13 protein-coding genes and 1 riboswitch are annotated in these 14,605 nt (G+C 49.5%); of the genes, 5 read left to right on the forward strand and 8 right to left on the reverse strand.

Annotation, left to right across the window (positions count from 1 at the left end):
* From modB to htpX, 6 genes are all read right to left on the reverse strand, one after another.
* On the reverse strand, nt 1-654 hold the full coding sequence (gene modB, locus CHL76_RS00665) for a molybdate ABC transporter permease subunit (RefSeq protein ID WP_094907534.1): 654 nt from the start codon (nt 652-654) through the stop codon (nt 1-3).
* 18 nt (nt 655-672) lie between these two features.
* Nucleotides 673-1,446 (reverse strand): molybdate ABC transporter substrate-binding protein, encoded by a 774-nt coding sequence (gene modA, locus CHL76_RS00670; protein ID WP_158219016.1) that lies wholly within the window; start codon nt 1,444-1,446, stop codon nt 673-675.
* 36 nt (nt 1,447-1,482) lie between these two features.
* Nucleotides 1,483-2,502, reverse strand: coding sequence for a ThiF family adenylyltransferase (locus CHL76_RS00675; protein WP_094907536.1), 1,020 nt, complete (start codon nt 2,500-2,502; stop codon nt 1,483-1,485).
* 17 nt (nt 2,503-2,519) lie between these two features.
* Complete coding sequence (gene rarD, locus CHL76_RS00680; RefSeq protein ID WP_094907537.1) at nt 2,520-3,428, reverse strand: EamA family transporter RarD; 909 nt, start codon at nt 3,426-3,428, stop codon at nt 2,520-2,522.
* A gap of 122 nt (nt 3,429-3,550) precedes the next feature.
* Nucleotides 3,551-4,120 carry a copper resistance CopC family protein gene (locus CHL76_RS00685; protein ID WP_094907538.1) on the reverse strand — a complete coding sequence of 190 codons (570 nt, stop codon included), beginning with the start codon at nt 4,118-4,120 and terminating at the stop codon, nt 3,551-3,553.
* Nucleotides 4,121-4,305: 185 nt separating this feature from the next.
* Nucleotides 4,306-5,205 carry a protease HtpX gene (gene htpX / locus CHL76_RS00690; RefSeq protein ID WP_094907539.1) on the reverse strand — a complete coding sequence of 300 codons (900 nt, stop codon included), beginning with the start codon at nt 5,203-5,205 and terminating at the stop codon, nt 4,306-4,308.
* A gap of 224 nt (nt 5,206-5,429) precedes the next feature.
* Between htpX and CHL76_RS00695 the strand changes: the two genes are divergently transcribed.
* The 4 genes from CHL76_RS00695 (at nt 5,430) to egtD (ending at nt 10,709) form a co-directional block, all read left to right on the forward strand.
* Nucleotides 5,430-7,373 carry an aconitate hydratase gene (locus tag CHL76_RS00695; protein ID WP_079474914.1) on the forward strand — a complete coding sequence of 648 codons (1,944 nt, stop codon included), beginning with the start codon at nt 5,430-5,432 and terminating at the stop codon, nt 7,371-7,373.
* A 76-nt stretch (nt 7,374-7,449) separates the two neighbouring features.
* A complete protein-coding gene (locus tag CHL76_RS00700) occupies nt 7,450-8,334 on the forward strand; it encodes an SDR family NAD(P)-dependent oxidoreductase (RefSeq protein ID WP_094907540.1) in 885 nt (294 codons plus the stop codon).
* 150 nt (nt 8,335-8,484) lie between these two features.
* Nucleotides 8,485-9,750 carry an ergothioneine biosynthesis protein EgtB gene (egtB, locus tag CHL76_RS00705; protein ID WP_261763912.1) on the forward strand — a complete coding sequence of 422 codons (1,266 nt, stop codon included), beginning with the start codon at nt 8,485-8,487 and terminating at the stop codon, nt 9,748-9,750.
* A 2-nt stretch (nt 9,751-9,752) separates the two neighbouring features.
* The gene (gene egtD / locus CHL76_RS00710) at nt 9,753-10,709 is read left to right on the forward strand and encodes an L-histidine N(alpha)-methyltransferase (RefSeq protein ID WP_094907542.1); all 957 of its coding nucleotides are present in this window, start codon (nt 9,753-9,755) and stop codon (nt 10,707-10,709) included.
* Nucleotides 10,710-10,739: 30 nt separating this feature from the next.
* On the opposite strand, the gene tenA is transcribed toward egtD, so the two are convergent.
* Together tenA and CHL76_RS00720 are read right to left on the reverse strand one after the other, a co-directional pair.
* Entirely contained in the window at nt 10,740-11,411 is a 672-nt protein-coding gene (gene tenA / locus CHL76_RS00715; protein ID WP_079474910.1) for a thiaminase II, read from the reverse strand.
* 14 nt (nt 11,412-11,425) lie between these two features.
* Nucleotides 11,426-12,694, reverse strand: a complete 1,269-nt coding sequence (locus CHL76_RS00720) for an acetylornithine deacetylase (RefSeq protein ID WP_094907543.1) — start codon at nt 12,692-12,694, stop codon at nt 11,426-11,428.
* A gap of 69 nt (nt 12,695-12,763) precedes the next feature.
* Nucleotides 12,764-12,866: riboswitch (TPP riboswitch) on the reverse strand.
* A gap of 109 nt (nt 12,867-12,975) precedes the next feature.
* On the opposite strand from CHL76_RS00720, the gene CHL76_RS00725 reads away from it, so the two are divergent.
* Nucleotides 12,976-14,586 carry an FAD-dependent monooxygenase gene (locus CHL76_RS00725; protein WP_158219017.1) on the forward strand — a complete coding sequence of 537 codons (1,611 nt, stop codon included), beginning with the start codon at nt 12,976-12,978 and terminating at the stop codon, nt 14,584-14,586.
* Nucleotides 14,587-14,605: the final 19 nt, after the last annotated feature.

Here is a 14,605-nt window from a genome sequence, read left to right on the forward strand (position 1 = left end):
TTAATCTTCCCTATTCAGAAGGTATGTTAAACCGAGCAGCAGGAAGGAAATAAATATACTGATGCCGACGTATGTGTACGCAAGGTTCATTTGGTTCGACTCAATGGCCACGTATATGGCTGTCGGCATCGTTTGCGTAACGCCGGGGATATTCCCCGCAAACATCAGGGTGGCCCCAAATTCTCCCAGAGCTCTTGTAAAACTGAGCACAAACCCTGTCATAAGGGCCCGGCCGGCGAGAGGGAGAGCAATATTTGTAAACACCCGCCACTCTCCTGCCCCCTCAACTCTTGCAGCGGCTTCAATATTGGGGTCAATTGAACCATAGCCGGTTTTTGCCGACTGAAACATCAAAGGAAACGCAACGACCGCTGCGGCCACAACGGCCGCCACCGGGGTGAAGATAATCGAATTCTGAAACACTTTCTCATATACGCTGCCGATCCAGCTGTTTGTACCAAAAGCAATAATAAGCAAAAAACCGGTAACCGACGGCGGCAGTACAAGCGGAAGCATCAGGCACGTTTCCGCTGCCAGCTTTCCCCGAAAATTCCTGACCGCAAAAATTCTTCCAAGGACCGCGCCGGCAATAAAAACAAGGACAGCTGCAACACTTGCTGTCAAAAGGGATAACTGTATTGGAAACCAAAACATCAGGCACGCACGCTCCTTTTATTCCGGATCTGAAAAACCGTACGAGCGCAAAATGTCCTGAGCTTCGCTGCTTTGCAGGTATTCCATAAACTCCCGGCTTTCTTTTTCATTACCGTTTCCCGCTACGGCCCCGCCGTAATAATGAATAGCAGAATACAGGGATGGGTCAAGCTCTTCAAGAACCTGCACGTCAGCCCCGCGGGCATCCGAGGCATACACAAAGCCCAGCGCTGCATTGTTTCTTTCCACGAGCGTCAGCGCGTGACGTACGTCTTTGGCAAAAACCACCCGTTCCTGCACCCGCTTCCATTCCTGCATGGAGGTAAGTGCTTCCTGTGCGTACCTTCCAGCGGGCGCCGCTTCTGGCGTGGCCACTGCTATGCGTCCGCTTCCCTCCAGCACCTCCTGCAATTCTTCTGCCTTACTATCTCTGGGCACCACTGCCACCAGCGTATTTTCCGCGAAGACAGGATCCTCTGTTTCCACCATTTTGTTTTCTTCTTCAAGATCGTTATAGTGCGCGGCGGAGGCTGACAAAAAAATGTCTGCCGGGCTGCCGCGCTCAATCTGCTGCTTCAGCGTGCCGGATCCTCCGTAGTTAAAGGCAAGCGAGATATCGGGATGCTCATTCGCAAAGCTCTTCTGAACCTCTGTAAGGGCGTCCTGAAGACTAGCTGCTGCTGAAACAGTCAGCTCGGCCTGCTCTTCATTTTGTTCTGCCTGCGGATCGCCGCTGCAGCCTTGAAGAAGAAAAATCCCGGCCCCTGCTGCCACGAAAGGTTTCCAGTTCATATTGTGCCTCATCTCCCGTCGATGGATTTTCTCAGTCTATCCGAGCAGCTGGGCGTACCACCGCTTGGCTTCCTGCACGTCGCTCGTGCCGTGAATGAGTGCCCGGCCGTCCTGGAATAAAACAATGCGCCGCGTTTCGGTCTGTACTGACAAAAGATAAGGATTTTTACGCACGCTCCAGTTCCGGCTTTCCCAATCTCGCTCCAACCGCTCAAAGTTCAGCTGTTTGCTTTCTCCCGGCCGAATCTGTACCGTGTCTCTGCCGCACAGTACACTCGTTTTATTTGAATGCTCATATGTTAATGCCGGGTACGTCGCTTTTTCACCGCATGAGTCGCATCCCAGGTCTTTACTGCTCTGCAGTCCAATGGAAAACTGATGCTGGTTCCAAAGATCAAAATAATCCAGGGTTACCGGGAGGCTTTCTCCGTCCCCGACCAGTATTTTCAAAGCTGCGGCCGTCTGCTTTGCCGCTACTGACTGTACCGCCGGCGCGATCACTCCTACTGTATCGCACGTCTGCCCCTGTGAAGGGATTTTCTTCCATACACAGCGAAAGCAGGGGCGCTCTCCCGGTAGAAACGGGTGGACCATGCCAATGCTTCCAACGCACGCTCCGTAAATCCAGGGCTTACCGTATTTTCTCGCCGCATCGTTAATGAGCAGCCGTGTATCAAAATTATCCGTACCGTCAATGATAAGGTCTGTCTCTGCCGCTTTTGCTTCCATCCAGGTGAAATCCACATCCACCACTTCCCCGTGCACATGAATCCCGGAGTTAATCTCACGTAGCCGTTTTTCTGCCGCTGCCGCTTTAGGCATCTGCGCTGCGGCATCCTTTTCCGTGTACAGCTGCTGGCGCTGCAGGTTGCTGCGCTCTACATAATCACGGTCTGCAACCGTCACCGTCCCTACTCCGGCGCGAACAAGCATCTCCGCTGCCGAAGCGCCGAGCGCCCCGGCGCCCACAATCGTCACAGAGCTTTCGCTTATTTTTTTCTGGCCCATTTCACCTATTGGGGAAAACAGCTGCTGCCTTGAATAGCGCTCGTCCATGCTTTTTCTCCTTTACTTTAATTATTTATAGCTGCTTCAGTTTTTCTGCGCTGCATATGGATACGTGTACGGGAATAGGTAAATAGGGTAAGTCCTGCCCAAACGATTAAAAACGCCGTAAACTGCTGGAAGGAAAAAGGCTCCCTAAATAAAAAAACACCCAGTATCAGCATAATCGTCGGCGCAATATACTGTAGAAATCCAAGCAGGGAGTAGCTGATTTTTCGTGCCCCCGAGGCAAACAGCAGTAATGGAATAGCTGTGGCGGCGCCGGCCCCGAAGAGCAGCGTCCATGTGCCTGAATCATAGGCCGAAGCTGTTTCGCCTGAAAAAAACATTAAAAAAATCAGTGCCAACGGGGCTGCCAGAAATGATTCCAGAGTTAAGCCTGCCCATGCGCCAAGTGCCACAGTTTTTTTTATAATACCATAACACCCAAATGATAACGCCAGAATAATTGAGGCCCATGGAAACTGTCCGTAAGAAATGGTAAGTACAAACACCCCAATAAACGCCAGAAGTACAGCGGCTATTTCTATGCGGGCGAGTCTTTCTTTTAAAAACACCGTGGCCAGGGCAACGTTCACAAGGGGATTGATGTAATAGCCCAGGCTTGCCTGGATCACATGATCTCCATTCACCGCAAAGATAAAGGTAAACCAGTTAATGGTAATCAATAAAGCGGCTCCTGTAATAGACACTGTCGTTTTCACCGAGTAAAATGAACGGCTGATTTCCTTCCATACTCCTTTAGCACGCCCGACCAACACGATAAGTACAGCCATAAATAAAAAAGACCAAATAATCCGGTGGGCGAGTACATCGATCGCCGGGACATCGTTAAAAAGCTTCCAGTAAAGCGGAAGAAAACCCCAAAGTACATAAGCCGCCACTCCTGCTAAAATGCCTGTCTGCTGCTCTCTCATCTAAATCTCCGTCCTCTCTTCACCTATTATAGCGGACAACGGTGCCCCTCTGGCAAACAGGAACGGTTGAAGCCGTTAAAAATTTTTTCCTATAAAAAACAGCTTCGAGGATGTCGAAGCTGTCAGCTGTCATTTTTACGCTCTCTATTTTTCCATAATATGATTGTAAACGCGGTAACGATAGCTAAACCGAGAGTCCCCATAAACACCATTCCCGGAATATTCGGCCCTGCTTCTTCTGCTTCAGCCGCAGCCTGTGTTTCAGCTTCAGAAAGGGAGCTTTCTCCCGTTCGTGCTTCTAATTCCTGCTGCCTTTCTTCGAAAGGTTTATTGCTGTTCAAACTGAAATTCGTAGCTCCCTGTACAGTTTCCCCATCTTCGCCAGTAACACTGTAATTTAATACATAGTTACCATTTTCCAATACAGTTTCTACATTTGAAATTACAGTAAGGCCGTCATCACTAATTTCGGGATCCGACATTTCAATCTCGTCCCCAGTTTCTACAAGCAGATATACATCTTCCACACGGTCAATTTCTGTATCGAAAGTAAGCTCGAGGCGTTCGGGCACTTCTAAAACAGAATCTCCATCTTCAGGGCTTGAGGATTCCAGCATAGGTGCTGCAAACGCTTGGTAAGGTGAAGTAATGAAAAATAAAACCGCGAGAAGGCCGAAAAATCTATATTTCATAGGACTTCTCCTTTCAATAAATAAATCACTCTATTCTTTATATCATGATATAAAGCCAAATTCGAACGATATCATTTACGTTTTTGTGTCATTTTCATATTTCCTGGGAAATTTTCGCTTTCCTGTCTTTTACTCTATACAAAAAACCCGGACGCAGGGCTTGCATCCGGGGAAGTACTTACTATTCAGCCTTGTTCTAAACGACGGATACGGTCTTCAAGCGGCGGGTGCGACGAAAAGAGCATCGCAGCAGCCGACGGCTTGTTGTTAATTTTCAGCGTCTGCATCGAGGACTGCTCTGTGTCCACCCGGTCCACATAATTCTGCAGAGAGCGCAGAGCATGAGCCATTTTGTCTTTTCCAGCAAGATCCGCCCCGCCACGGTCAGCGTGATATTCCCGGTACCGGGAGTAGGCGGCGACGACTATGCTTCCGAGAATCGAAAAAAGAATTTGAAATACGATAATCGCCAGAAAGTGAATAATCGGCCGCATATTTTCATTTACAAACCTTGATACCGCAAAGGCTACGACACGCGCCAGGAACACAACGAATGTATTCACAATTCCCTGCAGAAGGGTCATGGTAATCATATCCCCGTTTGCAACGTGGGCTACCTCGTGGGCAATAACGCCTTCGACGGCATCATCATCCATCGATTGAAGCAGGCCGGTGGACACGGATACAAGCGACCGTTTTTTAGTCGGCCCTGTGGCAAATGCGTTTACTTCAGCGGATTGATAAATTCCTACCTCCGGCATATGAGTGAGCCCTGCCCGCCGGGAGAGACGGTGGACCTTCTCCACTACCATTTTTTCAGCCTGGCTTCCCGGATTGTCCGGGTCAATCACTTTGACATTCATTGCTTTTTTCGCAATGAATCTCGACATTGCTAGTGAAATAAATGAACCAGCAAAGCCGATAACGGCGCTAATAATTAACAGCGGCACCAGATTCAACGTACCGGCACCGTAGTTATAAGCACCCAGGTTAACACCAAACAAACTCAGTATTGAGAACACAATGACAATCGTTAACAATACCATCATGTTTGTTAATAAAAACAGCATGATTCTTTTACCCATGGCTTTCTCTCCTTTTTAACGGTTCGTTTTCTTCTATACAATTGTTTATACGCAAAAGTCGCAAGAATGGTTTCATCCTTCTTAATAATATCACACATCAAAATTTACACGAAAAGAAAGATTTCTTGTTTACGAGTTTTTCTTAACAGGTATAAATATAGAGAGCATGTTTTCATTCAGAAAAATTAACACAATTGGAATTTTGACGAAGGAGGACACCATTTATGGCACGAAACGTAACCCAGAAATTAATTGAAGAACACCTCGTGTCCGGGGATATGACTCCGGGCGAAGAGATTGGAATGAAGATCGACCAGACACTCACCCAGGACGCTACAGGCACAATGGTGATGCTTGAGCTTGAAGCCATGGGGGTGGAGAGAGCTCAAACAGAAGCTTCCGCCCAATACGTAGACCACAATATTATTCAGGAAGACAATAAAAACCCGGATGATCACCTGTTTCTTCAGACAGCAGCAAAACGCTTTGGCATGTATTTTAGCCGCCCGGGTAACGGCGTAAGCCACCCGGTGCATATGCAGCGCCTGGCACGCCCCGGCCGCACGCTTCTCGGATCGGACTCACATACCTGTGCCAACGGCTGTATGGGGATGCTTGCCATGGGGGCAGGCGGTATCGAAGTAACCATGGCTATAGCCGGAGAACCATTCTTTGTAAAAATGCCCCAGGTATGGGGAGTAAAGCTTACCGGCAAACTCCCGGACTGGGTCAGCGCCAAGGATGTTATTCTTGAGCTTCTCCGCCGCCATGACGTAAAAGCCGGTGCCAACAAAGTTATTGAATACTACGGCCCCGGCCTGGAAGACTTGAGCGCCATGGATCGCCACGTTATTGCAAACATGGGAGCGGAACTCGGAGCCACCGCCAGCGTATTTCCTTCGGACGAAGAAGTGAAGCGTTTTATGGCCAGCCAGGACCGCGAGGACGAATGGCAGGAGCTGAAAGCTGACCGCGGCGCCCAATACGACATCGATGAAGAAATCGATTTGTCCTCTCTCGAGCCTCTGATTGCCAAGCCATCGAGCCCGGGCAACGTTGTCCCTGTCCGTGAAATTGCCGGTGAGCCAATTTTTCAGGCATATATCGGTTCGTCCGCCAATCCGGGCTACCGGGACTTTGCGATTGCTTCTGAAATCGTGAAAGGAAAAAACGTGCATGAAAATGTCAGCTTTGATATTAACCCATCTTCACGGCAGATGCTGACAGACCTCGTTTCCAACGGCCACATTGCCAATCTCCTGAGCGCCGGCGGCCGGCTTCACCAGGCAGGCTGTAACGGCTGTATCGGGATGGGACAGGCACCCGCCACCCATAAAAACAGCCTGCGGACGACCCCGCGGAACTTCCCGGGACGCTCCGGCACAAAAGAAGACCGTGTTTTCCTTTGCAGTCCTGAAATTGCTGCGGCTTCTGCGCTGTATGGTGAAATCACCGATCCGCGGACGCTCGATATGGATTATCCAAAAGTTGGCGAACCAGACGAACCAACGGTCGATTTCCGTTTGCTTCAGGAGCCGATTCCTTATGAAGAGGCTAAAAATATAAAAATTGAAAAAGGGCCGAACATTGCTACCCTTCCGGAAATGGAAGAACTGCCGGACCGCATTGAAGTGCCGGTACTCCTGAAGCTCGGCGATAACTTCTCCACAGACGAGATTCTTGCCGGCGGTGCCCGCGTGCTTCCATACCGCAGTAACCTTCCGGAAATCAGCAAGTTCTCGTTTGAAATTACGGATGAAGATTATTACAACCGGGCCATGGAAATTAAAGACGATACTGGGCACGCCATTATCGGCGGATCCAACTACGGCCAGGGGTCAAGCCGTGAGCACGCAGCGCTCGCACCTCGCTACCTTGGCCTGCGTGTTGCGCTCGTCCAGGACTTCGCCCGTATTCACTGGCAGAACCTGGTGAACTTCGGCGTGCTTCCGATTACATTTGAGGATACCGAAGACTATATGAAAATCGACGTCGGTGATACTATTGTACTTGAGAACCTGCGTGAAAATATCCAAAACCACAATACGTTCGAAGCTGCTATCAAGAATAAAAATGAAACCATCACAGTGCGCCATGAAATGTCGAGGCGTCAAATTGATATGATGCTTCGCGGCGGCTTGATTAACTGGGTACGCGCAAGACAATAAAAATTCCGGCGGAGCAGACGCTTCTTTTTGAGGAGCGCTGCTCCTTTAGTTTGACGATTAAGGGAGGCCTTCATCGATGGAAAATACAGTAGAGAACCCACGCACTATCGTACTTACCGGGGCCACAAACGGTATTGGCAGAATCACAGCGGAAAAACTGGCGGCTGAAGGGCATACCTTATTGCTGGTGGGACGCAAAGAATGGAAATGTGAGGAACTGATTGCCGAATTGGAGCAAAAAACCGGAAACACGGACCTCCATTTTTATCAAACGGACCTCTCCCTTCTCCAGGAAATAGAAATACTCGCCAAAGATATCGCACGGGATTACGGACGGATTGATGCTCTGATTAACAACGCCGGCGCCGTATACTCTTCCCGCGTCTGGACCGAGGAGCATTTGGAGCGCACCTTTGCCCTGAATTACCTCGGGGTATTTTACCTTACGGAGCTTCTTCTTCCACTTCTGCGTAAGAGCTCTGATGGACGGGTAGTGAATGTGTCCTCTGCTGCGCATGCCTTATCCAAAATGAACTTTCAAAACCTGCAGGGCGAGCAAAAGTATAATGGCCTAAAGCAATACGGGCTTGCAAAGCTTTCCTTGCTGCTGTACACGTATGACTTGGCCCAAAGACTCCGCCAAGAAAATATTAAAGTGAACGCGCTCCATCCCGGCAACATTTCCACCGGGTTTGGCCTGAACAATAAAAATGCCTTTTACCGGGGACTAAACAAATTTACTAGTAAGTTCGGTGACTCCCCGGAAGAAGGAGCCGATCTGGAGGTATCGCTTGCTTCAGGCGCACGCGGCTCCCAGGTAACCGGCAAATATTTTACGAAAAAAGGGATCACCAGTTCATCGAGTGACTCCTACTCTACAACCAATCAAAGAAAACTACGGGAAATTAGCGAAGAGCTTGTGTATCATTACACCGGACGAGAGATTCAAAAAGAAGCTTAAATATAAATCTGCCTGACCGAATGCCTTAACGGGCATTCTTTTTTTGTTTTTCTGCGATCCTGTGTTGTTTTGCCCCGTTTTGAAGCGGGTATTTAACTCTCATGTGCATATATGTGTGCACCATTTTATTTACCTGAGGAGGAATGAAGTATCGTACAAACAAAGGAATCTGCCACTAGAGCTGATTTCACGGCACGTTTTACCGCTTTGCGGAAGCAGACGATGAAGCTGACCGCACCGTTGTATACGGAAGATTTTATGATTCAGGCCCACCCCGACGTAAGCCCTGCAAAATGGCATCTAGCTCATACGACCTGGTTTTTTGAGCAGTTCATTCTTAAGCCATATGATGACAATTATGAAGAGTTTTCGAAATTCTCTAACGGCTTATATAATTCTTATTATGAAACGCAGGGAAAGCCATTTCCGAAGCAGTACCGCGGGCTGATTTCCCGGCCGACCACCGAAGACACCATGGAATACCGGCGTCATGTAGAAGAAGCCATGGAACATTTTCTCAAAGAAGGCCCCTGGAATGAAGAGATCGCTGAATTAATGGAAACCGGCCTGCAGCACGAGCAGCAGCACCAGGAACTGTTAGTAACCGACACAAAATTCAACTTTTCAATGAATCCACTTAACCCTGCCTACCTGGAAAATGAATCTTTTGAAGAACAGGGAGAAACATCCAAGCTTGAATGGCACGCCTATGAAGACGAGCTGACGACTATCGGGACAGATAACCTGCATTTTTCTTTTGATAATGAACGCCCGGAGCATAAATTTTACCTGCACGCCTTCTCTATCGCCTCAAGGCCGGTGACCAACGAAGAATATATTCGTTTTATTGAAGACGGCGGCTACGAAGACCCTGAGCTGTGGCTTTCCGAAGGCTGGGGCATTGTCCAGGAGCAGGACTGGAAAGCACCACTTTACTGGCAGAAGCAGGGCGGTATCTGGTTTTACTTTACGATGAACGGCTTGAAAGAAGTGCGCCTTCATGAACCTATTGCCCATATAAGCTATTACGAAGCAGATGCCTATGCCCGCTGGGCCGGAGCCCGCCTTCCTACGGAACAGGAATGGGAATATGCTTTTCGCGGCGCCGAAGCAGACGGTACGTTTCTAGAGTCTGAAAGCTATCACCCAAGACCCCTTCAGTCGTTTCCCAATGCGTACGGGGACGTATGGGAGTGGACACGCAGTCCTTATTCCCCGTATCCGGGCAACCGTCCGCCGGAGGGTGCCATGGGAGAATACAATGCCAAATTTATGAGTAACCAGATGGTGCTGCGCGGCGGTTCATGCGCGACACCGAAGTCGCACATCCGCTCCACCTACCGTAATTTTTTCCCTCCGGAAAAACGGTGGCAGTTCAGCGGACTCCGGCTTGCCAAGGACGGGGTGCAGAAATAGCCATGGCTGATTATACTGTATTGGATTTAAAACCTTCGCTGTCCTCCCTGGCTGAAGACGTCCGCACCGGACTGGCTGCTGAACCGAAAAGCATCCCCCCCAAACATTTCTACGATGAACGAGGGAGCATGCTGTTTAATGAAATTACCCGGCTGCCGGAATATTACGTCAGCCGGACCGAAGCATCTGTTTTGTCCGACTATGGGAAAGAAATTGCTGAAAGTATTGGAGCTTCCTCCCTAATTGAGCTTGGAAGCGGAAGCTTTGATAAAATCCGTTGCCTGCTTCCTTTCCTTTCGGAGTCCGTGAGCTATACCCCCGTCGACATTTCGATTAGTGCCCTGCATGATACCGCAGCCCGTGTGAAAGAGGCCGTGCCTGCCATGCAGGTCTCCGGCGTATGTGCAGACTATACAAAAACAATTTCTTTTTTAAACAGCAGCAGAGAACAGCCTGCAGCTGTCTTTTTTCTCGGCTCTACGATTGGAAACCTGGATCCGAAGGAAGCTTCGGAATTTTTAAAGAAGCTCGCTTCCCATATGAAGCCGGAGGATAGCCTTGTGGTCGGGGTCGATTTGAAGAAGGACCCGGTGGTGCTGCACCGGGCGTACAACGATAGTGCAGGAATTACTGCTTCCTTTAACAAGAACTTGCTCCACCGCCTGAACCGAGAGCTTGACGCTGGTATTACCACCGGTCATTTTGAACATGAAGCTTTTTACAATGAACGGCTCGGACGGATCGAAATGCATTTGCGCGCTGAAAAGCCTTCCCTGTTCTCGATTGGCGGGGAAACATTTACGATGCGTGCCGGCGAGACTATCCATACAGAAAACAGCCGGAAATTCACTCCGGAGGAATTCACGCACCTGGCCCGCCAGTCCTCCTGGGAAGCCAATGACTGGTGGACCGATGAAAACGAATGGTTTGGCGTATTTACGCTTTCCCCTCGACCATAAGTAAAAGCCCCCGGTCTGCCGGGGGCTTTTTCATGTCTGCGGCCAGCCTTCCAGCCGGTACGCCATGTCCCAGAATAAATACTCAAACCGGGTGGTCGTTAAGAATATATTTTCAATCTTTCTTTTTTCTGCCTCGGGTTTGTTTTCTGCCGTGCGGTCGAGCATACTGATGCCCCAGTCCGCGAGCTGCTGAAATTCGTCATCGCTGTACATCTGTACCCATTCACCGTACAGTTCATGCTCCAATGCTCCCGGCCACGTACTGAGCTTTCTTCCAATTTCTGCGTAGCTCCACATGCACGGAAGCACAGCCGCAAGCAGCTCAGCCAGGCCGCCATTTTGTCCTTCGTGCAGCATATACCTGGTGTATGCAAGGGTTGTCGGGGCCGGCTCTGCCTGTTCAAGCTCCTGTTCAGTGATCCCGAACTTTTTTGCGTACTGGCGGTGCAGGCTCATTTCCTCATTCATGGTCACATCCATCACCTTCGCAAAAGCCCCCATTGTTTCAACGTCTTCGGCTTTAACAGCGCCAACCGCAAACAATTTCGCATATTGCACGAGATAAAGATAATCCTGAACCATGAAATAGCGAAATTTTTCCTTATCAAGGGTCCCCTGGCCAAGCTCTTCCACAAATGGATGTGTGTGATTCTGCTGCCATACCGGAAGCAGCTTTTCCTTTAAATCGTGAGTGAATGACATTAACCTCGTCCTTTCTATTCTTTTAGAGTATGTGACCATTTATAAACAAAGGACAATACTATTTTTGTGAATGTAACCAGCTGTTCCACCTCTACTTTTTCATCGACTGCGTGTGCTTCTTCAAGCGTCCCCGGACCAAAAATGGCAGAGGGAATGCCTGCATCCGCCAGCCACCCTCCGTCTGTGACAGTAGGAGAAGTATTAATTTCTCCTGCTTCATGGGTGATTTCTTTAAAGGATTCCAGCAGCTGCAGACTGCCCGGGTGGTTGCTCTGAACTTCCAGGGAAGGGAATATTTCGCCTCTGTCTTCTATCATCGATTCTCCTCCCCAAATAAATGTTGGAGGATTCTCCCGAAGCCACGGGTCAGCCTCAGCCACTTTACGGAGATGATTTTCGACTTCTTCAGCCGCTGTTTCATGGGTCTCATCCGGATAAAAATGGACCGTAATCCAAAGACTGCATTCATCAGCTATAAATGCAGCATTTCTTCCTCCCTCAATGACTGCCGGGTTAATGGTATTCGTCCCAGGCTGAAACCCCGGATAAGTTTTTCGTACGGCCCAATCTCTTTCTAAACTCTGCAAACCCTCGATAAGTATCATCATTTTTTCAATAGCACTTGCCCCGAATTTTCCACCTCCGGCATGAATCAGATTCCGGCGCATGGCGTCATGATGTATCTGCTGGCTTTTCACAGTGACCCAGCCTGTAATAACGCCTCCCTGGCCCTGAATATTAAGATTGCTCGTATCTCCTACGAGTGCATAATCAGCAGTATATCCCCTTCGGCAGCATTGAAGTGTACCGGCCTCACCTACTTCTTCACCCACTACCGATTGCACAATAACGTCGCCAGGCAAATCAATTTTTAGTTCATGTAAAATATCAACAGCTAAAAGTATGCCTGCAAGCCCGCCTTTCATGTCAGCTGCTCCTCTTCCGTAGAGCCATCCGTTTTTCACTGCCGGATCGAAAGGATCAAAGCTCCACTCCTTATGTGATACCTCCGCTACATCTATGTGTCCATTCAGAATTAAGCTGTTATACCGGTTCCCCTCTTTTCCGGTTTTTGTGCCTACTACGTTGGGATCTCCGCTAAAAACTTCCCATTTATCAACGTCCCACTGACGCTGCTGCAGATAATCCGCTATAAATTGTTGAGCATTCGCTGTATTACGGGCCGGGGGCGCCATCGTATTAAATCGTATTAAGTTTTTGGCTAAGTCGGTTAATTTCTGCCTGCGTTCTTCCACCAATCTTTCCCAATTTGGTTCTTCCATAAGCCCCTCCTAGTTTTTAACCTATATAAAAAGCCGCTTCTTTTAGAGAAGAAGCGGCATAAATAACCGGGGTGTTCCTTCTTTCTTCCCTCCGCCAGTACGACCTGGATCAGGTGCCAAGGGTCAAGGTACTTAAACCTTTCTCAGCCATCAGGCTCCCCTAGAAAGCATTAATTTCTTATTATTCAAACATATTTTGCAAAATGCTGCAAATAAGCAGGAGCGTGAAGCAGCCCTCCAGAGGGTATAATACAAGTATACGAAGGGAGCGTGATGAATCCATGAAAACCACAAATACCGACGTATGCATTGTTGGGGCAGGCCCCGTAGGCTTGACTGCTGCCAATACCTTAAGAGCACTCGGCATCCGCGTCCGGATTTTAGACAGAAAAAGCTCTATTTCTCCCTTTTCCAAAGCGTTCGGCATCCAGGCGCGAACTCTTGAAATGCTCAATCTGATCGGAGCGCTCCGTCCCTTTTTGAAGGAAGGCTTCCCCATTACTGATGCGGCTGTTCAGCCGGAAGGCAAAAGACCTTCCAATGCCTCCTTTGCTTCGCTCGATACCCCGTTTCCCTTTATGCTGATGCTTCCGCAGTCAGATACGGAGCATATTTTAAAGAAACAGCTCCGGGAGGTCGGCCAGTTTATTGACTGGAACACCCACTGCAAACGGATTACCCAGTACAGTGACCACGCAGAGGTGGAATGCGCCACCGAAAATGGACACGAACTAATCCGCGCTTCCTATGTGATCGGATGTGACGGGCCTCACAGTACAGTCCGTGAGAACATGAACGTCTCCTTTCCGGGCGGCAAGCATGAAACAATCTATTTTCTGGGAGACGTCACGGTGGAAGGACTTTCACTTTCCAACGATATTTCTACATTCATTACCGAGCGCGGCGTAGCTGCTTTCTTTCCCTTCCGCGATGAAAAGTACCGGGTAATCACTATCGACCATGCCGAACAGAACCGTGAACACCGGGATGATCTCCCTCTTGAGGATCTTGAAAAAAGCGTGCGGCGTATTACCCAGCAGCCGGTGCATTTCCCCCATGCTTCCTGGCTGTCTCAATTCGGAACGTCGCATCATCAGGCAGACGCCTATCGTGACCATCGGCTGTTTCTCGCCGGGGACGCTGCCCACCTGCACAGCCCATTTGGCGGCCAGGGAATGAATCTCGGCATGCAGGACGCGGTCAACCTCTGCTGGAAATTGGCGTGGGTGCTGCGCGGCCATTCCCACCCTGCCCTGCTCGATACGTATGAAGAAGAACGATACGTAGTCGGACGCAGGACTATCCGAATGACAAATACGGCAATGCAGGTGATGACCCGCTCCCATACCCTTATTCCACGCCTCCTGGCAAACCCTGTAAGCATTCTCAGCAAAAGCAACTCGCTGCAGCGCCAGCTGACCCAGCGCCTAGCCAATATTGACATCAGCTATCAGAACAGGGCCTCACTTGCGAAATTCCAGCACCAGGGAGAAATGATTCCGGCCGGCTCCCGGGCTGCTCCGGCACGTGTTCTTACCACGGAGGGAGAACACGCAGACGTAATGGATTTTCTGCACATCCAGCAGTTTACCTGCCTGTTTTATATCGAAGACGAGCAGGAGCTCCATCAGCTCGACGAAAGCATTCAGGAGGTGCGCCGGCAGTACGGACCTTCCATTCTCATTCTCGTTGTTCAGCGCAAGGGCATACTCCGGGCCTCAAAGCCGAATATCCACCACCTGTTTGATTACCGCCGCGACCTTGCTGTCAAATGGAAACTCCCGACGTTTTCAGCTGTGCTCATACGCCCGGACGGCTATGTTGCTTTTGCCGAGCAACCGGTACGCACGGGACGGTTGATGAGAAAAATTCACACCGCTTTATACCAATAGCTTCCTCCACTCTAATTCT

This window comes from Marinococcus halophilus (assembly GCF_002265875.1).
Taxonomy (GTDB): domain Bacteria; phylum Bacillota; class Bacilli; order Bacillales; family Marinococcaceae; genus Marinococcus; species Marinococcus halophilus.

What these genes read in the sequence shown, in the direction of transcription:
- modB (WP_094907534.1), bottom strand. Translation starts at nt 654, where the DNA reads ATGTTTTGGTTTCCAATACAGTTATCCCTTTTGACAGCAAGTGTTGCA.
- modA (WP_158219016.1), bottom strand. Translation starts at nt 1,446, where the DNA reads ATGAACTGGAAACCTTTCGTGGCAGCAGGGGCCGGGATTTTTCTTCTT.
- CHL76_RS00675 (WP_094907536.1), bottom strand. Translation starts at nt 2,502, where the DNA reads ATGGACGAGCGCTATTCAAGGCAGCAGCTGTTTTCCCCAATAGGTGAA.
- rarD (WP_094907537.1), bottom strand. Translation starts at nt 3,428, where the DNA reads ATGAGAGAGCAGCAGACAGGCATTTTAGCAGGAGTGGCGGCTTATGTA.
- CHL76_RS00685 (WP_094907538.1), bottom strand. Translation starts at nt 4,120, where the DNA reads ATGAAATATAGATTTTTCGGCCTTCTCGCGGTTTTATTTTTCATTACT.
- htpX (WP_094907539.1), bottom strand. Translation starts at nt 5,205, where the DNA reads ATGGGTAAAAGAATCATGCTGTTTTTATTAACAAACATGATGGTATTG.
- CHL76_RS00695 (WP_079474914.1), top strand. Translation starts at nt 5,430, where the DNA reads ATGGCACGAAACGTAACCCAGAAATTAATTGAAGAACACCTCGTGTCC.
- CHL76_RS00700 (WP_094907540.1), top strand. Translation starts at nt 7,450, where the DNA reads ATGGAAAATACAGTAGAGAACCCACGCACTATCGTACTTACCGGGGCC.
- egtD (WP_094907542.1), top strand. Translation starts at nt 9,753, where the DNA reads ATGGCTGATTATACTGTATTGGATTTAAAACCTTCGCTGTCCTCCCTG.
- tenA (WP_079474910.1), bottom strand. Translation starts at nt 11,411, where the DNA reads ATGTCATTCACTCACGATTTAAAGGAAAAGCTGCTTCCGGTATGGCAG.
- CHL76_RS00720 (WP_094907543.1), bottom strand. Translation starts at nt 12,694, where the DNA reads ATGGAAGAACCAAATTGGGAAAGATTGGTGGAAGAACGCAGGCAGAAA.
- CHL76_RS00725 (WP_158219017.1), top strand. Translation starts at nt 12,976, where the DNA reads ATGAAAACCACAAATACCGACGTATGCATTGTTGGGGCAGGCCCCGTA.